We start from the raw sequence: 21,845 nt of genomic DNA, 5'->3' as shown, positions 1-21,845 counted from the left end.
ATAACCGTCCAGACGAAACCGTTTGCGTGAACAAAATAACGGCATTTAACTTAGAGTGTTTTAATGATTAATTGGTGTAATCAAGTTGCGTCTTGCCAATATGTTAAGCAAAATGCTCGATTACTGGAAATTTATCCATGTTAAAATGACGATTTTACACACAACAATAAACAACGTTAACGAGAACCAACCTATTGAATAATATAAGGATAAACTATTTCGTTATCGTTATCATAGCGCTCTTTTCAGCGGCCATTATCGCATTGAATATTACATGGCCAGATAGGCAAAAAGCGCAGATAAATAAGATTTTATCTCGTGGTGAGTTAAGAATTAGTACGATACCTTCACCATTGATAACGATGAACGATAAAAAGGACCCCGTAGGTTTCGATTATGAATTAGTTAAACGCTTTGCAGACTACTTAGGCGTGAAACTTGTCGTTAATATGCGGACAAATATCAACCAAATGTTTGATGATCTGGAGAATAATAAAGCTGATTTTATCGCCGCCGGATTACTTTATAATCAAGAGAGATTAGATAAGACACGCAGTGGCCCTGCTTACTTTTCAGTTTCTCAACAGCTCATTTACCGTAAAGGGACATTAAGGCCACGTAGCTTTGATACGTTAGATGGGCGCCTTGTTGTCACGGCTGGCTCTGCTCATGCAAGTTTATTGCGAACATTAAAAGAGACGCAATATCCCGAGCTTGAATGGGAAGAATCAGATAATCAGACGACCTCACAACTGCTAGAAGCATTATCTGAAGGCAAAATAACCTATGTGTTAGCAGACTCAATCAGTGTTGCAGTACAACAACGCATTCATCCAAATGTTGCCGTAGGGTTTGAAGTCACGGAAAGCCGACCATTAACATGGTATTTGCCGGATAGTGAAGATAACAGCTTATATGCGGCGATGCTTGATTACTTTAATCAATTATCTCAAGAAGATGTATTAGCAAGACTTGAAGAAAAGTATTTTGGCCATGTGGGTTCGTTTGATTACTTCGATACTATCTCTTTTATTACGGCGATAGATTCTGTTTTACCAAACTATCAGCCCCTTTTTGAAAAATATGCAGATACTTTCGATTGGCGGTTATTGGCAGCTATGGCATGGCAAGAATCACATTGGGACCCTCATGCTACATCACCAACTGGAGTGAGAGGATTAATGATGTTAACTCGTCCCACGGCATCAAGTATGGGCGTTACTGATAGGCTTGATCCTGAAGAGAGTGTTCGAGGTGGAGCGCAATATCTTAAGCATCTCCTTTCGCGTTTACCAGATTCTATCCCTGAAGATGAAAGAATTTGGTTTGCATTAGCAGCATATAATATAGGATTTGGCCATATGCTTGATGCCAGAAGACTTACTGAGCAACAAAATGCCGATCCTGACAGTTGGCTAGATGTAAAATCAAGATTACCTCTACTTAGCCAAAAGAAATATTATGAAAATCTCCCTTATGGCTATGCCAGAGGGCATGAGGCTTATCGCTATGTTGAAAACATTCGACGATATCAACTCAGCCTTGTTGGTTACCTTCAAGCCAAAGAGAGCAAAAATAAAATATTATCTAAAGATCAAGAGGATGATGAAGAACAAGGAAGCTCACCGTTGACTCAAGATATGGCTTATCAATAATTTTTTGTACTTAAAAACAACCAATTAAACAGCATAGCCTCTTTTATAGAGGCTTATTTATTTCATTTCTCTATTGAAAAATCTTTCCTGTCATAAAGTAATCCCTAAATTAATATTTTCTTAATACTAAGAATTGTTACATTTTTTCAAGTTTTTTTTCCAAAAAATAGGGAAAACTCATGTGTTAAAAAATGTAACACTCATTAGTAAAAACACTCAGCCAATGAGTAAATTGTATTTAAAATAACCTAACTAGTCATTTTAAGAGTATCAGAATAGGTAAAATATAAGAAAAAATTAACTTAAATACGTAGGAATTATCTCATTAGTTATTATTCATTTTATGATTATTGTTTTGTTAAAAACTTTTTTTTCGTCAAAAATTAACTCAACCACTTCTTTATTAACATCTAACTTATTGAATTATATATATTATGATAATCTATAATTGTTTTTATTAATTTTCTTAACCTAATGTTAAGAACCTTACCTTTTGTAAAGTTAAAATAATGTTAATTATATTGTCTATTAAATTTATCTGCCTGATAAACTTTTTAACCCATAAAGAGAGTAATAAAAATAATAAACCTATACAAAACTCTATTAATATGGAATAGGCGAGATTAAATATGAAAATTGAGGAAATCAACAAAACGTTATATCAAACAGAGCACCTTTATTGATATCATATAAACCAGTCATTATTCGAAACAACTCGAAATATAATGCAAATCAATTTTTATATTCCGACATTAATATTATTTTCTACAAGTAATAATACGCACGATCTTCAAGGGATTATTTATAATGAAACTGAGTAAAATTGCTTTAGCTGCTGCTTTAGTATTTGGTATTAATTCTGTTGCAACTGCTGAAACTCCTGCACCAAAAATTGGCGCAACTAAAGGCGAAATTCAATTAAAAGGTGAAATTGTTAATTCAGCTTGTGGATTAGCCGCTTCTTCAAGCCCTGTTATTGTTGACTTCAGTGAAATCCCAACTTCTGCATTAGCAAATATGCAGAAAGCAGGTAACGTTAAAAAAGATATCGAATTACAAGACTGTGATACTACCGTAGCAAAAACAGCTACTGTTAGCTATACACCAAGCGTTGTTAATGCAACAAATAAAGACTTAGCTTCTTTCGTATCTGGCTCAGCTTCTGGCGCAGGTATCGGTTTAATGGATGCTGGCAGCAAATCAGTAAAATGGAACACAGCAACAACACCTGTACAATTAGTTAATGGCGTTTCTAAAATCCCATTCGTTGCTTACGTTCAAGCTGAATCAGCTGACGCTACTGTAACTCCTGGTGAATTCCAAGCCGTTATCAACTTCCAAGTTGATTATCAGTAATCGTTTTATTTATTTTAATTAATTAAATAATAAATTACTGCATTAACGCAGGGGATTTCCTCTGCGTTAAATTTGATAAAACACTTCAATTTAATAAGAATAAAATAAAAATTAATTAAATAAATATTCATTATTTAATTGGTTTTTATTTTATTAATAATTAGGCGTTTATTCATGTTAATTTCTTTTTTTCACAGCACAATATGGAAAAACATTTGTGCCATTTTGCTATTGTGCTTAACGTTTGTCGCTAAAGCCGAGCAAGATGATTCTGTGGAATTTAACATTCATATGCTAGATGCCGAAGACAGAGATAATGTCGATTTATCTCGTTTTGCAACCTCTAATTACATCATTCCGGGTATCTACTACTTAGATATCCGTATAAACGGCCGTGATTTCCCTCGCCAAAACATTAATTATGTTGAAGTGAAACCCAATTACTCCATCGCTTGTATTGACCCTACTCTTCTAAAAAAATTAACAGTTAACGAAGAAAATCAAAAATTTATCGAAGAAATCTCACCAGATTGTTTCGATATTAGTCAATTACCGGGTATCTCTATCAAAAATGATGGTGGTGTTCTCGATATTGTTATACCTCGCTCACTAATGAAGTATGAAGATACGGATTGGACGCCACCTGAATTGTGGGATCCGGGTGTATCTGGGCTATTAGTTGACTATACCTTAACAGGGACATCGACACGTCCTAATAAAGGTAATAATAACAATTCATTGACAGGATATGGGCAAGCAGGGATTAACCTTGGTGAATGGCGATTACGTGCTGAATATCAAGGAAATTATTCATCTGAATACTCATCAAACAATAGTTTTGATTGGAATCAGATTTACGCATATAAACCATTACCTAACCAAGCAGCAAAATTAACGCTTGGTGAAACTTATTTAAACTCCCAAGTTTTTGATAGTTTTCGTTTTACAGGCGCCAATATACAAAGTGATGAAAGAATGTTGCCCCCGTCTTTGCAAGGTTATGCACCTGAAATTCATGGTATCGCAAACACTAATGCTAAAGTAACGGTAACGCAAAATGGTCGCTTAATTTATGAAACCACCGTACCTGCGGGCCCTTTTGCTATTAAACATTTACAAGATACGGTACAAGGTCAATTAAATGTCAGAGTTGAAGAGCAAAACGGTAAAGTAAACGAATTCCAAGTACAAACAGCCAATCTACCTTATATGACTCGCCCAGGTTCAGTGCGCTATAACACATCAATCGGTCAGTCATCACTCAACAACCATAAAATGCAGGGGCCTGTTTTTTATCAAGGCGATTTTTCATGGGGTATGAACAACACATGGTCACTGTATGGCGGAGTTTTGTTAACAGTTAAAGATTACAATGCGTGGTCATTAGGCTTAGGTCACGATATGGGACGTTTAGGTACCCTTTCAGGTGATATTACTCAATCTTATAGCAAAACCTATGATAATGAGAATATCAACGGGATGTCATTCAAACTGAACTACGCTAAAACATTCGATGAGTACCATAGTACGATTACTTTTGCTGGTTACCGTTTTTCAGAGAAAACATTCCGCTCTTTCTCTCAATATATAGATGAGCGTTATAACAACATTAATAACAATGGTTATGAAAAAGAGATGTATACCATTACAGGTAACAAAACTTTTTGGGCTGATGATATTGAAAAATCGACAACACTTTATCTATCTTATCGACACCAAAACTATTGGGATAAAAATACACAAGAACAATATGGTGTTACGGTAAGTCGCAATTTTTCTATTATGGGTATAGAACAAATTAATACTAACTTATCAGCATTCCGTACTCAGCATAAAGGAAATACTGATGACAGTATTTCTTTCAATATTTCAGTTCCATTAGGAAGTAGCAAAAGCCTTGGTTATAGCTTGCAAGACAGTAACGGAAAGGTGAACCAAATGGCCTCTTATTCTGATAATAGCAATTATAATAATCTATGGCGTATCCGAGCTGGTTTAAGCTCAGATAATAAAGCGAATACTGATGGTTATTATCAATACCGCTCGCAATATGCAGAAATTAATGCCAATGCAAGCTATCAACAAGATAACTATGTTGCTGTAGGTGCAACAGTAAAAGGCGGATTTACAGCTACTCGTCAAGGTGCTGCATTACATAGTAGCAGCATGACATCGAGTACAGCTCGAATGATGGTTGATACAGATGGCGTTGCAGGTGTGCCATTTAATAATCAAAGCACAACAACCAACCTATTTGGTATTGGAGTATTAACTGACTTAACCAGTTATAACAATGTTGATGCTCGTATTGATGTTGATAAAATGGATTCAGATATTGAAACACACAAAGCCATTACATCTGCAACGTTAACTGAAGGTGCGATTGGCTACTATAAATTTCCTGTTCGACAAGGTGAACGCCTAATGGCTATCTTACGAACTGTCGATCAAGCATACCCACCATTTGGTGCCGAAATTACCAATAAAAACGGTGAAAATATGGGAATGGTAATGGAAGATGGTTTAGTTTATATCGCCGGTGTTAACCTTAATGAATCATTAAACGTGATTTGGGGTGGTAAAACCCAGTGTACGATTACAATTCCAGCCGTAATTAACGATCCACTAAAACGTGAATCATTATTATGTCAGGGACTTTAATGAACAAAATGAATTACTAGAGATAATTGTATGAACTCATTCAACACACTCAAAACGCTTTTTTGTGGCTCATTAATTGCACTCAGCATAGTGAGTACGACTCAAGCGGGCGTGTCATTAGATAGAACTCGCGTTGTGCTTATGGGCAACGAAAACTCAGCGAGTGTAAACTTAAAAAATACTAGCCCTGATATTCCTTTTTTAGCGCAATCATGGGTTGAAAATGAACACGGACAAAAAATCGCATCTCCTTTAGTGGCGTTACCGCCCTTACAGCGTCTTGATGGTGACCAAAAAGGTGTTGTCAGAATTACCAAAACAGCAGAAATTGGGCTTTTGCCACAAGATAGAGAATCATTGTTTTATTTAAATGTTCGTGAAATTCCTCCGGCACCAAAACAAGCGAATGTGTTGCAAATGGCAATGCAGTCTCGCATTAAATTATTCTACCGCCCAACGGCTATTATTCCTGAAAAACCGGGCATGATTTGGCAAGACCAATTAGTATTTAAAAAACAAGGTAATCAATTTATTGCCGAAAACCCAACACCTTACTACATCACAATTATTGGGCTTTCTAATAAATTGAATGGTGAAGATAGCGATAAGTTAACCACTTTTCCTGGTTTAATGGTTGCGCCTAAATCATCACTGGAAATTCCAGTTAAAACGAGTAACGTCAATCAATTTTACATGATGTATGTAAATGATTACGGTGGGCATCCAGAATTAAAATTTGTTTGCCAACAAAATAGCTGTAAAGCAGCACCGAAAGACCAACAACCAAAATATTAATTAACTTGACGCCGGTAGGAATAAAATGCAATTAAATAAAAAAAACATTCATTCCAAATCAGTAATGCTATTTTTTACCGGCATTTTCTCATTAATGCCAATTTCAGCTATGGCTTATCTACAAGGGGAGGTAACAACCAATGGCGGACCTAATATTTTTTATGCTGCATTAGATAACACAACGTTCCCTAATAATCGAGCAGGTGAAACAACGACGGTTAGATTTTCCTTGCCAGATCGCTATGATGGTACGGTACATTGCCCTAGCACAAATATTGATAAAAGAGCATTAACTTACTTTAAAGCAACAACCGACTTAATTCCTGTTGGTGGCAATTTTTATCAATTAAATGAATACGTAGATGTTCGTATTAAATTTGAAATTTGGGGTCCAGATCCTCTCCCTACAGTCCCTTTTGAAAATAAAGAAAACAAAAGAAATAATCTGCAAGGTTGTACAAGACCTAATTCTCCCAAACCTCATATCGCATCAGGTAGCAGTGGAGAACTTACTTTCCGTTTAAGAAAACCGATTATTAACGGAGTAAGCTTAAATGGTCAATCTCTTGCACAAATGTATGCCATGGTAAGCTACAGAAACAAGCCGACAGAATATGGTAACGAACCTATATCTAAACTGATTATTACATCAGGGATCATCACAACTGAAGATAAATGTATCTTTAATAACGGTTCCCCAATTACCTTTGATTTTGGCAATGTTGGTAATACTTCTGACTATTTGAATGGCCAAAACTACAAGATCACACGCAATATTCCAATAAAATGTGAAGGTGGTAGTTTTACTAATCCTAACAGTCGAATTATGTTTAAAATTCAAACAGGAAGCTCAGGTATCGCTAGTTTTAATCCTAATTATCTTGGTACCACAGGACCTGTAGATAGGACAAATTTGGGGATTGTTTTAAGAGACAAATCAGGAGCGATTGTGCCACCTAATCAATATTTTTCTGTCGGGAAGCTGAATAATTTTAAAGGTAATTGGGAAGTTACTGCGGCTCCCATTGCAAAAACAGGTAGCAAAATTACAGAAGGCGAGTTTTCAGCACATGCCACATTAGTTGCGGAGTTTATGTAATGGGAACTCCAATAATAAAATCTGCTATTTCTCTTTTATTATTACTATCACCTTCTGCCTTTGCTGCTACAGAGCTGATTGGCGGTGATATGGAATTTAAAGGCGTTGTGGTTGCACATGGTTGTACCATAGTTGCTGGTGATGAAAATAAAGTAATCGATTTTAAGCAGATATCCGCCAAAGATCTCTATACCTTTCAAAAAAGTGAACCCGTTGCTTTTAGTATTAGTTTAGAAAATTGCAGCCAAGACATTTATAAAAGTGTCACAATTACACTTGATGGGAAAGAGCATCCGACTATGTCGAATCATCTTGCTGTTGTTGGTACAGGATCTGAAGATCCTAAAAGTATTGGAATTGTATTTACTGATATGCAACGCAATATAATTCAATTAAAAAAACCGAGCTCAACTCAACTTCTTAATAATAAACGTATTCAGTTTAATTTTATGACATATGTTGAAGCATCACCCTCTGCGCTGAAAAATCAAACATTGTTAACAGGCCCTTTCCAAGCACAAGCAACCTATACCCTTAATTATCAGTAAACAGATATCTATTCTTTTGTTGCTTGCTCTGTATTTGCTAAAACAGGACTATTATTTTGCTTTTTAAGTTGTTTCTTTTCAGCCCTTCTCATCTTAAAAAATTGGCTTAAAAGCTGTGAACACTCTTCACCTAATACACCTGAAGTTATCTCAACTTTATGATTCATGCCGGGATGCTGTAAGATATCAATAAATGAGCCCGCTGCACCTGTTTTTAAATCTGAGGCGCCATAAACCACGCGTTTTACACGGCTATGTACAATCGCGCCAGCACACATCACACAAGGTTCGAGAGTAATATAGAGAGTAGCATCGAGGAGACGATAATTTTGCAAATGCTTCCCACCTTTGCGTAATGCCATAATCTCTGCATGTGCTGTAGGATCGTTATCGATAATTGAATGATTCCACCCTTTAGCAATGATTTTATTATCAACGACTAATACCGCACCCACCGGAATTTCGCCTATCTCTTGTGCTTTGTGCGCTTGCTCAATCGCTTTATGCATCCAATAAATATCATCTTTAACTTTATTCACAAGGATATCTCTTCATTATCATATAGCGGGATATTGTACCCTGTTTTCTATTGATAACTAAAGAGATTGTCTTGAATTGTTTATGACAAATATCGTGAAGATTAACTTTTAGTTTCTTCTTCACATAATCTGATAGGTCATTTGAATGATGTTACTTTAGGAAATGCCCTAGAAATGGTAATCTTATCTTCCTTTGCTTATCTCTCACTAAGCAAGAAAATTTAGGCGATATCCCTATTTGAATGATAAAGCACTACTTTATTGGATATAGCAACACAAAACTGATAGATGGTAACATATAAGTGCAAGATATAAGTTACTGAAATTTAATAATTTATATATTAAGTGACTGATATGGCTTTACTAATTACAAAGAAATGCATCAACTGTGATATGTGTATCAATTACATTAAATACATTGTAAATCAATAAGTTAATATCCTGTGTTGCGATTTGCTTTTCTGTTGTTTTTACGTGTAACACAAAAATCTCTCTTCCAGTAACACAAAAATTTTCCATCCGTGCTTGATAAAAAATCATTTTACTGGTTATATATACAGTGAAATAAACAGCACACATGGAGATTACATTATGCCTCGTATTGAAATTCTCTTTGATAAAGAATCTAGCAACAAACCCTCTGAAAAAGTACGCGATGCCCTTCGTGAGAGAATAATTCAAAAAGTCGGAAACAAATACGGATTTTTAAACGTCAGAGTGGCCTTAAGTTCATCAACATCACTAATAGTAAGCGGTACCAAAAATGATGATGATGCTAAAGAAATAAACCAAATCATTGAAGAAATTTGGCTCGATGATTCATGGGTTCCTGCATAAAAACACAGTTAAATAGGTGATACCATGATTAAGCTTGAAATCAATAATGCGGAATATATTGCTCGTTAGAAGAGGCTCGTTTATCTGTAGACAACCCTTATGGTTATCTGTTTATGGACATTGTCTTTTCTGATCCAAGGTTTGATGAAAATACATTTGAAATGAAGAACATTAGACGAGAACCGATGAGAACCTATATGACGGAGGATGTGGCTAGGGATTTATTTGAGAAGTTGAAACAATATTTTTATAGAAATTAATCTTCCATAAATTCATCATATTTCAGATTGTTCGATATACTGATACTTCGCAAAATAACTAGTATTTTCCCGATATTTAGGTAGTCTACACCACTTGAATGCTGACAATAGAATAAAAGCATTAGGAATCAAACAGGTAATAATATACAAGTTTCATTTTTCTGAAAGTAATTAATCTGTCTATAAGTAAGGAATAATTATGAAGGTACTACATGTAATCAACTTACAAGGTGTTGGTGGTACTGAACGAGTTTTCATTAAGTATTTAAAAAATAGTTCTTTTGATAATGAGATTTTATGTACTAGTAATAGTGTGAATAAAAACATTAAACACGATTTACTAAAATTTAACATTAGATTTGCCAACTTTATTGGAGGCTCAAAAATAAAATCTCTAGGCTTTATGAGAAAATATCTTTTAAGTAGAAAAATAGAAAAAAGTAAAGCTGATGTAACTATTATATGGGATCTTGTTCCAAGATTAGCATTTAAACCAAGGAATACTACGTTAGTCTATTACGATCATGGTAGTTCTTGGCATTATGAGCGTAATCAAAGAACAAAAGAATTTTTTGATATGCTAGATTATATAATTGCTGCATCAAATGCATCAAAGAGAATGATGGAACTAAGGTTATCGCCTCAATGTCGAATAAAAACCGTAGTTAATAAATTACCGATGCGTGTTTCTGATTTAGCAAAAACAATCAAAAATAAAGATGTAGTTATATTAGGCACAGCGTCACGTATTGTAGGAACTAAGGCTATTGGTATTAGTGTCCTTACCTTAAATGAATTATTAAAAAATGGGATAAATGCAAAATTAGTAATAGCTGGAGATGGCGAGCAAAAAGAACAATTAGAAACATTAGTTATCAATCTTGGCATCAAAGATAGTGTTGTTTTCTCTGGTTACCAAGCCGATGTAGATAAGTTTTATTCAAATATCGACATTTACTTAAGTACCCCCGTTACCGAACCCTTTGGTTTGTCATGTATAGAAGCATTATCCCATGGAATCCCTGTCATATTTCCTGTTATCGATGGTCAACCTGAAGCAATAAAAGATAAGTATTGTGGTGTGGGAATTATTCCTAATATGTCAACAGATACATATTATAAAACAACAGGATTAAATGTTAATTTTCCATACGAAATATACGACCCTATAAAAGATCGCCTTTCATCACCTAAATTGATTGATCCAATTGAATGTGCCACGGCTATTCAATATATTATAAATAATTATAACCAATTAAGTAAAAATTCATTAGAGTGGTCAAAAGAAACTATGAATTATGATTTATTCATAAAGGAATTTGAATCAATACTTCAGCAATAATTTAAGGGGCGACAATTGTCGCCCCTTAAATTAAGATATAGTCTCTATTAAAATGAATCACTCATTTTTATCGTGATAACCAAATTTCAGTAATTCCCCACCCAGAATCAACTTTTAATTGCTTTCCATCATCAGATAGAACAGTCACTCTAGTGTATTCGTTATTAAACCCCAGATACATTGGTGTGTTTTTCAGATTTGGCATAAAACACCCGCCAATCATATTGCCGTCATTGCCCGATAATCGTGCATATACTAATCGCCCTAAAATGCTTTCTGTAGCTATGATATTTTTGCTACCTTTTATCTGCTCCCCACTCCAAATTTTTACAAATGAAGATTGCGAACCTGATTTTGAGTATCTCGCATCACTTTCAGCTTTTGAATAACTGTAACCCGATGGTTGGTAATTCCCTTTGCTTTGATAGCGTCCGTCACTTTCTGCTTTTGTATAGCTACTTCCAGCTGTCGCATAACTACCTTTCGGTTGGTATTTACCGTCAGACTCTGCCTTAGTATACGATGCGCCTACTAGCGCATAATTGCCCGCTGGTTGGTAATTTCCTTTGCCTTGATAGCGCCCGTCACTTTCTGCTTTTGTATAGCTACTTCCAGCCGTTGCATAACTCCCTTTAGCTTGATATCGACCATCCGATTCCGTCTTCGTATATGAAGCACCGGCTAATGCATAATTACCTTTAGGTTGATAATTTCCCTTAGGTTGAAAAGCATCTGTAGAAGCTTTCTGGCTCATCACATGAACCGTTGACGTTCCCGTACTTTGAGCTACATTACCTTTATCAAATTTATTATTAAGCCCACTGTTTAGTGCTGTATTGGTCGCATAATCGCCTGATGGCTGGTAACTCCCTTTCGCTTGATATCTGCCGTCACTTTCCGTTTTGGTGTAACTATCCCCTTTATTGGCATAGTTCCCCGCAGGCGCATAATTACCCTTTGGCTGATATTTGTTGTCGGTTTCTGCCTTTGAATAGCTGTAACCGGATGGTGTGTAATTGCCTAACGGTTGAAAACGTTGATCTGATTCTGTTTTAGAATAAGCGCCTACATCACCTGCTGTGACATCGGCTTTTAACTCTGCCCATGCATTGCCGGCAACCGGCTCAATATTGTTATTCTCAACTTTAGACTGCCAGACTTTATTTTTATGATAGACAATAGCGCGTATTGCATACGGCTGACCGGCTTCAGCCCATTTTGGAAAACCAAATAACTGAATTTCACCAATGGCTTCCGTGATATCGTGAAATATCCCGTTCATTTTTTCACGTTCGATATCTTTAGCAGCAGGATCTGTGACTTGGTCACGTTCATAATCGTAACCATAGCCTTGTGTATAGGAAACAGAACCGTCTGGTTGGATTTCTACGGGTATAGAAGCCTTATCCCCTTGTGTTGCAAAGGGGGTTTTAAAAATAGTTGTCATAGGAATTATGCTCCGAAGTTACTGCCTAAGAAGTTTTTACGATGCTGACCAACGCCAAAGGCTTTTTTAGTCACAATGCGATATTTGACGCCAACGCCAGAAGGACGTGGCATTAAGTCAAAATTTTCGAGAAGAACACGTAGGCGTTCGTCAGGGTTGAAGTTAAAGACGTAATACATGTAAGTCATATCCAGCGGATCAAGGACAAAGACTTTGCTGTCATCACGCCAAAAGAAACGTTTTAAAAACTCGTTAATATTGGTGACCGTGGGGCTTTGTGTCAGATTAAAATAGCGCATTCGTACTAACATGCGTTTTTGATCAACAGTTAGTGACAAGGTGTAATCCGCATTACGTCGGAAGTTAGATTGAAAATTGGCTTTCTTTTTGCCAAAACCAAACCCAACTTTATTTTTATCGCTCGGTGGAATATCAATACCTAACGGTACATCCAGAATGCGTGACCAAATCGACAACCCAAAGTCATTCGCGGTATCGATATTAAACACATCTCGGTACCAATTTTGCCAAAATAACACCATCGACTTTTCAAAATGAGAGGCTTTAAAACTGGCGAGTTTCTTTAAATTCTCTGCATCTTCATACTGCCAGAGGATCGCTTTTAATAGGTCTGAATGGAACTCAAATTGTTGAACGTTCATACAATCACCACTTGCACAGCACCCCGTTGCAAGCGTGCGATTTGATTAATGGCAATCGGAATTAACGCAACATTCCATACTTTCCCGTCCAGTGACAATTCAACTTTAGTCACGAACAGACGAGGCTCAACAGTATTTACCGCTGAAGCTATCTCAAAAGGCGATACTTCACGTCCAACAATCAAACCGTTATCGCCGTCCAGATCTCCACGCGTCCATTGTTCTATGGCGCTGGGGATAATAGTTTGCGCATCAACGGCTGATTTTTTAACGGTCACTCGACAAAAAACGGTGATCTCCTTAGGGCGTGAAAATTTCACTTTATATTCTTGTCCACTTACCGGCTCTACAACACCGATTTCAATCTCACCATTAAAAGCCGATCCAATAGTTTTAGTTCTCAGCAATGATTTAGCAATTTCGTTACTGTCGCCCCCTTCAACACAAACGTAAATGCTGTGAGGCAACAGAGAAATTTCATCAATAGTGAGCACCGAATCGGTGTAGTTCTCGCGAAAAGAAAGCGAGTTAACGCCCTCTAATTCATACAGTGAAGAGGTGATCGCTTCTGCGACACTGACGGTATTTTTAGCCAGTGTTTGCTTACGTCGTCGTCTTGCTTTGATATCAGATTCAGCATAACGACCAACAACCGCATGAGTGGGGTTATTGACTTTCTCCCAACCTAATACTGAGCTAGCAACAGAATTCAGTTGGCCGGCACCGCATTCAACAGGGCCATATTCAACCGCCCTCATATCCCCTGTTGCTTTGCCAGTATTATCAATAATCAAGGGTGAAACTGTTTCGAACATGGCACCGGCAACACTGGATGCTAATGAGCCCTTGGGAATAATCGTGCCGGGTACGCCACTAAATTCAACGCTGGAAAGATAAGAACGAGTGGCATTAATGCGTTGGCCACCCATTAGGGCCCATATTGCATCAAGAAAAACACCACCAGCAATATCGGGATTGATTTGATTTGCTAACTCGGCATTATTCCTCACCATTGCATCACGGTTTTCAACTTCCATCGTCGCCAATGCCCCTTGTGGTGTCTCAGGGGCAAGGTTAATCGATTGACCAAACACCGCACGAAACTCGCTTTCGACTTCATCACGTATTGTGGCCGTGTCGGGAAGAATAACGCCTTTATTATTAATATAACGATAATCAGCCATTCAATGTAAACCCTCCGTATATCGTGCGAATTGTCGCTTGGTACTTCAATTCACCGTTCTCGACTGTGGCGCTAAAATGGGTCACTTCAACCACCTCTTCAATTTCGCTCATACGTTGTCTAAATGCCGTTTCAAACATCGGGATATCAGCTTGGCGACCAAAGGTTGTTGGCCAGAACGGAATGCCTTTATCTTTTTTATGTAACATTTCACCACGAACCGCTTTAGCAAAATGCTGACAAAGGTTTTTAACCGCATCGTCTTTTTCACTGAATTGGAGGTTTCCATCAGGGCCGATAAAGAGATCATTATTTTTATCGATTGAAAATGTTCTCATAGAGGCGCTCCTGAATTTCCATGACCGGTCTCAACACCACTGTGTTGATGCGTAGAACCGATATCTTTTCCGTTATGTTTCATCGTGCCACCGTTTGATTCACTGTTACCGTTTACGCCATGATTACCATTTACCGTCACGTTACCGTTAAACTCATTTTCTGGTGCGTTAGAAATGAATTTAGGCGCATCTAAAACCGCTTTATCTTTATGTAATGAAAAACAAACCGAACCGTCCATTGATTGAATGACTAAGGCATCAATATTCTTTCCATCAATCACCCATCCTTTGATGGTGTCGGGGAAAAACATTGCATCACTAAATGAATGGAGGCGTGCGGTATTAGGTTGGTCTTCAAGCCCTCCACGTTGAAATATCAGGCTAATATCACGGTCATTGGCTTTTATCCAACCGAAATCACCCGGCTTAATCGGTGCGCGAATAAAGAAACCACCTCCCCCAAATCTAAAAACGGGAATGTTGGCCAATGGTGCTCGCCCGACTGTTCCCCCTTCAGTTGTTACCATCATCACCAGTGGTTTGATAACAGCACGATTGGTTTTATCGTCATAACTGACCACTGTTGCAGGGAGCATGTCCTCTGTATTCATCATCAAGTTACGAAATGCAGACGAGAGCGCACCTGCCAGCGAACCCTCGCTAGCAATATCTGTATTGGGTTTATTCATGATTATGCTCGTTTACAGGTAGCCTGATAAAAGAAAGGATCATCATGTGAAGCAACATCGAATTTCAGTTGTTCAATGATATAGTCGCCATTAAGTGCAGAATTGAATTTACTCTTAAGTCGTAGCATCCCTCCTAGTTCTGAGGCGCCATCAATTAAGTAGGTAACGGATAACCCTTTTTCAGTGGCTTTGGGTATACCTACCATGCCTGATTTCATGCTAAGAATGCGCAAGCGCCCTTTTAAGGCTTGGTTATCATCTTTGACAAACAACGTATCATCATCAATAAAGGCTTTAACGTTTCCCGCTTCCTGCAGTCGTTGTACTTGCTGTAACGCTGAACCACAAAAATACCAATTGGCAATATTTTTATCGGTGGCTTGAAAGTCCAATCTAACCTTGCAATCCTTTGCCACCGATGACGCGATCTCGCTCATTTTCTGCATGGCACCACCACTGGAAGAAACAATATCACCCGAGCTGGCATTATTGGTTTTAGCTTTAATGGTTAGTGTCACATCAGGAGGCGAGGCAATTTCTGCACTGACAATATCACCGGTAAAAATACGAAATAATCCCGTATTGACGCGTCCTACTTCAAGGTAAAGACGGCGAGTTTGTTTGCTTTTATGATAAGGGCTAGTTTCAGTGAGAAGATAATCTCGAGTGTGGGCGTTCAATCCATCAATGCTAACTGTGCATTCATTTTGTAAGGGGTTTGCGTACTTGGTGCCGTTAGCTTTAATACGCAATCCTTCATACCACTGCAGTCGTTCTGCAACTTCAATCCCCACCCGTATTCGTCGTAAGTCCATCATCACTCCAAATAATTAATGATTGGGTTCTATCAAATGATTCATACCAGGGCAGATCATCATTTTCTGTTATAAACGCTAAATTCGTGCCATCAGTCAGGTAGCGATAAGGAATGATAGGTGTGTTTGCCACCGCACGCATTCCCACTGCGATAACCTCACTTTCTCGTTCAATATCAAGATACATCGCATGGCGACTGGCTTTTATTGTTAGCGTCCAATTAACTCCTTCTAAATTGACGGATAAGCGTTGGTTTGGAATAGCTTTTAAAGGTATGACTTTCATTAGAAGCTCCAATCACCATCTGCGATACGTGTTGCGAACGAACCTTTTTTCTTAGTCTCAGTATCCGCGTCTTTAGTTTGTACATTTCCTCGATTTACCGTTGATGACTGCGTTGGCTTTTGTGTAGATCGAGGCGGTAATTCTCCGTATTCAGGCTCAACAGTACGCCACTCAACAAACCGTAGTGGCAATTTTATGGCATCTATCATGTCAGGTATTTCATCATGATGAAAACTTGTCAATAACATGGGTTGATAGGTTTTTACTCGAGTTTGAATACCCACCAGTTTGTGTTCATCAAAAGCTTGTTGCATCGATGAAAAGATGTTTTTCATCTCTCCCGTTAACACCAAATCCATACCAATCTCAACGGGGTTAATGATCACATGATCACTGCGAGTTTCACCACTTTCAACTTGAAATTGCGTCGCCTTATGTTCATCTCTCACATTAACTTGAATCGGACTCACACTATCAAACAGTGTAGAAAACGACTCTAAATCAAAGATTTTGACTTCTGTAAGCACTTTAACCTCCCAAGCCACTAGAATGTTGTTGATTAACATTAGCTATTTCATCTTGTAGCGCATTGCTAAGTCCACTTGCGACACCTTGTGCATCGGTTGCTTGAGTTTCAACCTTGATTTCCCCAATGCTTACGTTACTTTCATTCTTCACATTGGATTGATTACTAATGGCTTGGCTTGTAATCGGGTTCATCGCATTGTTGGCTATCGCATCTAACTGTGCATTGGCTTGAGCGATAGAGTGTCTAACCGGTGGCTGTTGTGTCGTTTGGCTTTTTTCTTGAGGAATGGCATATTCAATCTCACCATTATCATTGACTTTTCGCTCTACGTTTTGATTGACAGTGATTTCTTCATCGTCACCGAACCCGAAAAACTCTTTAGCAGATTTCCAGCCATTTTTAACTGCATCAAGCCCTGTATTTACCCAACCAATGATTTTTTCGACTTGCTCCCACATCCATTCAAACGCGCCCACAACGGCATCCGTCACCGTAGTAAAAACACCCGCAAAGGATTTACCCCACCCTGCAATGACAGAGATACAATTAATGAGAAACTTAACATAAGCTTTTAAGCCTGAAGCCATTAGCTCCCAACCAGCGACAACAATATCTGCCACAACACCAACGATAACTTTTAGATATTCAAAGAGCTTTTTGAATGTTTCCCACAATGCAAGAATAACGATTTTTAATCGTGGGTATTTTTCAAGAATACGCCCAATCATTGAATCATTACCGTCAATGAAATTCATAATGTCGTCATAAACAATCGCAAATGCCATCGCTAAAAGCGCAATAATGGCAATAATAGCGATAATAGGCCATGTTGCAGCAAGTGTTGCTGATGCAGCAGCTAACATAGGGGGAACGTAATAAAGTGCTACGGCCAAACCAATGGCTGAGAAAAAACCTATCAATAAATTTTTGTTTTCTTGGCAAAATTTGACAAAGGTTTGCACCCAAGAAAGGACTTTAGTTAACGCTGGTAACGCACTATTCATAATACTCATCATGACACTACTGAATACGGTTTTTAATCCTCCAGTCACTTCCTTATATTTTTGGGATTGTAATGCAAGTTCCTTTGTAACAACGCCATTCTCCTTTTGCTTTTTAGTCAACTCCTCGAGTTCTTTTCGTCCTTTAAGAATGGATTCAACAATTTTATTGTCTGTTATTCCCACTTCTTTAATTCGAAATACGGCTTCTTCTTTGCTCATCCCTTGCACAGCATCAGACAAGCGATATATGCCCTCCATTGCGCCAATAGATTCGCCTTTCATATCTTTTAATGAGATATTTAAACTTTTGAAAACATCTGCTTTCCCTGATGAAGTATCTTGTAATGCTTCACCAATACTTTCAGACATATCCATCAATGAGTCACGAGCGCCTTGAGCATCTCCTCCCATTGAGGTTATGACTTTGCCAAAAGCATCAACATCTTCAACAGGAAGCTCTAAGGCTTCTGCGGATTGAGAAAGCGTATTCACTTCTTCTGCTGTTGTTTGAATAAATGACGCAATTCCCCCTACCGTTAAACCAATCCCAACCATCCCTGCCATTCGACCGAGAAAACCAGCTAACGACGAGGTCGCTTTACCATAATTATCTGCAACCTCATCGGCTGACTCTGCTAATTCATTATTTCGCCTCGTCAATCGTTCCGTTTCTCTAGATGCCGAATTATTCGTGGCAGTTTGATCATTGATTGACTGTTCAGCTCTCTGAATATTACGTTCGAGTAATACAATGCCTTCCGATAATTTTTTATTACTTTCTGATGAGAGAGCATTAGACTGTAAAAGTAACTTTGCATACTCAAGATAATCTTTCATTTTCTCTATGTATGCGCTCAACTCAGCTTGAGCAGTATCACTATCAATATTTATCTCAGTATGTTCGTTGGATACATTACCTAAACTATCAATAATATTTTGAACAATATTATCAATGTCTTCAGAATTACCCTCCGCTTCTTCAGTGATCCGTTTAATTTCTGAAATGATGGCATCAGAGGCATTGGATGCATCACCATTAACATGAATATCAACTGAATTTGATGATAGCGCTGTCAATTGTGCGGATAGATTTTGAATAAATTGAGTAACCCCATCCGCCCCCATACTTGCGGATTGTTGCGCCTTTTTCATCTCAGCAATAATGTCATCGGTCGATTTGCTCACCCGATTAAACGCATCATCGGCTTGGCGAGTATCAAATTCGAATACTTGAACAAAGGTATCTAGCAAAGCCATATGAGTTATCCTTTCGATGAAGCCAGCGCTTCGTTATAACGGTTGGTAATGGCGATCTCCCACAAATCAAACGCCTCTTCTAAATCTATTGATGTTTTGAGTTCGGTGAGCGTGGCGAAACCGGCTGAGATGATAACGGCAAAGAAGCCATCAGCGTTTTTATAATCGACGGGAGTGAACCGGTGATTTTGTTGAGCAGGAATTGGAGGAAACCTTGGCTCCCGTCTTTGCCGAAAAAACTGGTGTTATACTTCAACATTTCCAGTTCAAGACGAATAAGGGCTTCACCATCGGGCACATGGTTATCAATTAATGTGCTGGTCTTCAGATAAATCTCTTGTCCCTCTTTTTCAACAGCAACATATGCCATCATCTTTAACATGGCTTCTTTGCTAATTTCATAGTCGCCAATTTTAGGTGCATTCGATAGCGGGTATTTTGCCAGAATTTCACGTCCAATCGTTGCTGGTAATCGACTAATAATAAAAGTGTGCTCTTCACGATCAGCATCGGTGATCGTAATTTCTTTCGGTTTAATTAACATGATTGATATCCATAAAAAAAGGCGGAATAACCGCCTAAAATTAACGTGCGCGAGTGCGGTCGAAGTCTTGAAATACGAAGGTATACGCTTTGGATTTGTGTCGTCCTGCACTGGCAACAGAGCTACCACGACTACCATTGGTGATTTTTCCGTTGCGTGCCGTGGTTGTTGAACCATCACCATACGAAGCAACCATAGTGATAATATCCCCTGCATGCCGTTGTCCACGTCGTGCGGTGTTCGATTCCAGTAAGATAGCGAGGTTTTCGTCTTCTTCACTGCCCGCTAACACGTTAATGGTGACCGTTTGAGGTGTTGGTGTTGACCATGTCACCAAATTACCGTTGATATCCATTCCTGTTTGCGCAATGTCCACGGCAGGCAAATCTAACGGATCGGCATCATCTGCGAAGGCGGTAATTTGAATACCGGCGGGAAAGGTTTTATGAGCCTGAATAACAATACTCAAGCCAGTTGCTGATACATCATGCATATTGTGTTCCTTACACTAAGTTGTGAGAGCCTTCGACTTTACGAACCCAGTCGCCCTTACCGTAAATCAATACGTATTTCATCACGTACTCGGGTAAATCAGATGGACCTGTGTTTTCGACAATCTGAGCGTTGTACCAATAGCCTTTGTTTTGTACATCGTGCCACGCTAAATCATCACCAGAAGCGTCTGTCACTGCGATTTTTTGCACATCGGTTAAGGTTTTTCCCGCTAGGATCGTGCCGTTATTAATCGCCTTAGTTACCGCCCCTGCAATCACCATCATTGCTCGTGCTTCGCCGTCTTTATTAGCGGGTACTCCGCGTGTGGCCATCAATAAACTAAACCACTGTTGCGCGATGTAGGCTTTTAACCATTGCTCATTAGCATGGACACTCATATCTAATGGGTTGGCAACCCCACCACATAAGAAACCCCGTTGATAGAAACTAATATGTGAACCCGATACCGCCGTTTCTCCGTAATAGTTCACCCGTAGTTTATCTAAGCGATCCGCATCGATATCGGTCGTAATTTGAGACGGAAATGTGACACCAAATTGACGATACATATAGTTAGTTGTCGCATTGGTGCGGTCATAATCCGTGGCGGACATAATGGCCATCGGTAACGCTTGAACAAAGAAGTTATCCGTTGTTTTTAGGTTTAAGCCCATCGAAGCCGTACCCACCAGTGCCCCGCTAAAATCTTCTGCATTTTGATTGGTCACAGACAAGTGCAATTGATACTTCACGTTTTCGCCTGCCACGTACTGCGCCAACTCTACGGCATGCTCTAATGAGAGTTCCGTTAAAAACGTTGCACTACCAAAAGAGTCAGAAACAGCCTCAGAAGCAATAAAGGCTTGTAACGGGGTTTGCGCTGGATTACCGGCTGATGATGTACCGTGGCTAATATTCATTGCATCAGCAAGTACCGATTGACGCACACTAATATCTGCACGCTCTTGTACACCACCGCTAATGACAAAGGCACTATCCAGCGAATTAAATGTGACATAAGTGCTAGCAAATTGAGGCTCGCTTTCTGCATTTAATTTCGCTTGCACAGCTGTAGCAACATCCGCGTATGACGTACATTCAGAGAGATCAATTCCGGTGATTGTTTTGGACACTTTGCCAATAGTGATATTAAGTTCACCGTCATTAATTAATTTTAAATCAGCTAAATCGCCTGTCTTTTCGCCAAACAAGGTAGGCGCTCGACCAACAGGCTCATAAGAGGCAATTTGCAGTTCTTTCGGCTTACTTGCTGGTGCAGGACTGACATAGCTGAAATACTGACGCGCAAAATGTGCCTCGGGGGAGTCAGTACCCAATAAGTCATCGACTTGGCCACTGGCAAATTCAAGCACTTTGCCTGCTGGGATTTTAGGGTTAGTTGAAAAAATACGAGCCGTGAGTTTGCGCATCGGTACAGCAGACGCGCCAATCACCGCACTCGCGATATCGACATAGCGAGTTTGTTTGATAGACATAACGTTCC

General features: G+C 38.6%; 21 protein-coding genes. 8 read left to right on the top strand and 13 right to left on the bottom strand.

What is annotated here, in order from left to right:
• Positions 1-194 precede the first annotated feature (194 nt).
• The 6 genes from mltF to GWI59_RS13115 all read left to right on the top strand — a co-directional run bounded on the left by mltF (position 195) and on the right by GWI59_RS13115 (position 8,114).
• A complete protein-coding gene (gene mltF, locus GWI59_RS13140; protein ID WP_006533474.1) occupies positions 195-1,655 on the top strand; it encodes a membrane-bound lytic murein transglycosylase MltF in 1,461 nt (486 codons plus the stop codon).
• 807 nt (positions 1,656-2,462) lie between these two features.
• Positions 2,463-3,011: a fimbrial protein gene (locus GWI59_RS13135; protein WP_006533475.1), complete on the top strand. Its 549-nt coding sequence runs from the start codon at positions 2,463-2,465 to the stop codon at positions 3,009-3,011.
• 174 nt (positions 3,012-3,185) lie between these two features.
• Positions 3,186-5,672: a fimbria/pilus outer membrane usher protein gene (locus GWI59_RS13130; protein ID WP_072063253.1), complete on the top strand. Its 2,487-nt coding sequence runs from the start codon at positions 3,186-3,188 to the stop codon at positions 5,670-5,672.
• A 30-nt stretch (positions 5,673-5,702) separates the two neighbouring features.
• Positions 5,703-6,467 carry a fimbrial biogenesis chaperone gene (locus GWI59_RS13125; protein WP_072063254.1) on the top strand — a complete coding sequence of 255 codons (765 nt, stop codon included), beginning with the start codon at positions 5,703-5,705 and terminating at the stop codon, positions 6,465-6,467.
• A gap of 94 nt (positions 6,468-6,561) precedes the next feature.
• Positions 6,562-7,566, top strand: coding sequence for a fimbrial protein (locus GWI59_RS13120; protein WP_229096611.1), 1,005 nt, complete (start codon positions 6,562-6,564; stop codon positions 7,564-7,566).
• Positions 7,566-8,114 (top strand): fimbrial protein, encoded by a 549-nt coding sequence (locus GWI59_RS13115; protein ID WP_109847738.1) that lies wholly within the window; start codon positions 7,566-7,568, stop codon positions 8,112-8,114. Before GWI59_RS13120 ends, GWI59_RS13115 begins: the two co-directional genes overlap by 1 nt.
• An 8-nt stretch (positions 8,115-8,122) precedes the next feature.
• Here the strand turns inward: GWI59_RS13115 and tadA are convergent, their stop codons facing one another.
• Entirely contained in the window at positions 8,123-8,653 is a 531-nt protein-coding gene (gene tadA, locus GWI59_RS13110) for a tRNA adenosine(34) deaminase TadA (protein WP_006533484.1), read from the bottom strand.
• Between the two features lie 591 nt (positions 8,654-9,244).
• Between tadA and GWI59_RS13105 the strand changes: the two genes are divergently transcribed.
• Together GWI59_RS13105 and GWI59_RS13100 are read left to right on the top strand one after the other, a co-directional pair.
• Positions 9,245-9,490 (top strand): DinI-like family protein, encoded by a 246-nt coding sequence (locus GWI59_RS13105; protein ID WP_109828975.1) that lies wholly within the window; start codon positions 9,245-9,247, stop codon positions 9,488-9,490.
• Positions 9,491-9,949: 459 nt separating this feature from the next.
• A complete protein-coding gene (locus tag GWI59_RS13100; protein WP_161724876.1) occupies positions 9,950-11,092 on the top strand; it encodes a glycosyltransferase in 1,143 nt (380 codons plus the stop codon).
• A 67-nt stretch (positions 11,093-11,159) separates the two neighbouring features.
• Here GWI59_RS13100 and GWI59_RS13095 read toward each other — a convergent pair whose 3' ends face one another.
• The 12 genes from GWI59_RS13095 to GWI59_RS13045 all read right to left on the bottom strand — a co-directional run bounded on the left by GWI59_RS13095 (position 11,160) and on the right by GWI59_RS13045 (position 21,837).
• On the bottom strand, positions 11,160-12,539 hold the full coding sequence (locus GWI59_RS13095; RefSeq protein WP_161724873.1) for a hypothetical protein: 1,380 nt from the start codon (positions 12,537-12,539) through the stop codon (positions 11,160-11,162).
• A 5-nt stretch (positions 12,540-12,544) separates the two neighbouring features.
• Positions 12,545-13,201, bottom strand: coding sequence for a DUF2612 domain-containing protein (locus tag GWI59_RS13090; protein ID WP_161670959.1), 657 nt, complete (start codon positions 13,199-13,201; stop codon positions 12,545-12,547).
• A complete protein-coding gene (locus tag GWI59_RS13085) occupies positions 13,198-14,385 on the bottom strand; it encodes a baseplate J/gp47 family protein (protein ID WP_102086793.1) in 1,188 nt (395 codons plus the stop codon). The genes GWI59_RS13090 and GWI59_RS13085 overlap by 4 nt, the downstream gene beginning before the upstream one ends.
• Positions 14,378-14,722: a hypothetical protein gene (locus GWI59_RS13080; RefSeq protein WP_004250600.1), complete on the bottom strand. Its 345-nt coding sequence runs from the start codon at positions 14,720-14,722 to the stop codon at positions 14,378-14,380. Before GWI59_RS13080 ends, GWI59_RS13085 begins: the two co-directional genes overlap by 8 nt.
• On the bottom strand, positions 14,719-15,411 hold the full coding sequence (locus tag GWI59_RS13075; protein WP_161724870.1) for a Gp138 family membrane-puncturing spike protein: 693 nt from the start codon (positions 15,409-15,411) through the stop codon (positions 14,719-14,721). The genes GWI59_RS13080 and GWI59_RS13075 overlap by 4 nt, the downstream gene beginning before the upstream one ends.
• A gap of 2 nt (positions 15,412-15,413) precedes the next feature.
• Positions 15,414-16,229, bottom strand: a complete 816-nt coding sequence (locus tag GWI59_RS13070) for a baseplate hub protein (protein WP_161724867.1) — start codon at positions 16,227-16,229, stop codon at positions 15,414-15,416.
• Complete coding sequence (locus GWI59_RS13065; protein ID WP_102086796.1) at positions 16,195-16,512, bottom strand: phage baseplate plug family protein; 318 nt, start codon at positions 16,510-16,512, stop codon at positions 16,195-16,197. The genes GWI59_RS13070 and GWI59_RS13065 overlap by 35 nt, the downstream gene beginning before the upstream one ends.
• The gene (locus GWI59_RS13060) at positions 16,512-17,039 is read right to left on the bottom strand and encodes a phage baseplate protein (protein ID WP_161724865.1); all 528 of its coding nucleotides are present in this window, start codon (positions 17,037-17,039) and stop codon (positions 16,512-16,514) included. The genes GWI59_RS13065 and GWI59_RS13060 overlap by 1 nt, the downstream gene beginning before the upstream one ends.
• A gap of 1 nt (position 17,040) precedes the next feature.
• Entirely contained in the window at positions 17,041-19,302 is a 2,262-nt protein-coding gene (locus GWI59_RS17460; RefSeq protein ID WP_202608852.1) for a hypothetical protein, read from the bottom strand.
• An 85-nt stretch (positions 19,303-19,387) separates the two neighbouring features.
• Positions 19,388-19,846, bottom strand: a complete 459-nt coding sequence (locus GWI59_RS13055) for a hypothetical protein (RefSeq protein ID WP_161724862.1) — start codon at positions 19,844-19,846, stop codon at positions 19,388-19,390.
• Positions 19,847-19,886: 40 nt separating this feature from the next.
• Entirely contained in the window at positions 19,887-20,339 is a 453-nt protein-coding gene (locus GWI59_RS13050; RefSeq protein WP_004250586.1) for a phage tail fiber protein, read from the bottom strand.
• Between the two features lie 10 nt (positions 20,340-20,349).
• Positions 20,350-21,837: a DUF3383 domain-containing protein gene (locus tag GWI59_RS13045; RefSeq protein WP_161724859.1), complete on the bottom strand. Its 1,488-nt coding sequence runs from the start codon at positions 21,835-21,837 to the stop codon at positions 20,350-20,352.
• Positions 21,838-21,845: the final 8 nt, after the last annotated feature.

The sequence above is a fragment of the Proteus sp. G2673 genome (assembly GCF_009915125.1).
Taxonomy (GTDB): domain Bacteria; phylum Pseudomonadota; class Gammaproteobacteria; order Enterobacterales; family Enterobacteriaceae; genus Proteus; species Proteus penneri.
The sequence above is the reverse complement of the archived record's forward strand: the minus strand, read 5'-3'. Positions and strand labels throughout refer to the sequence as shown.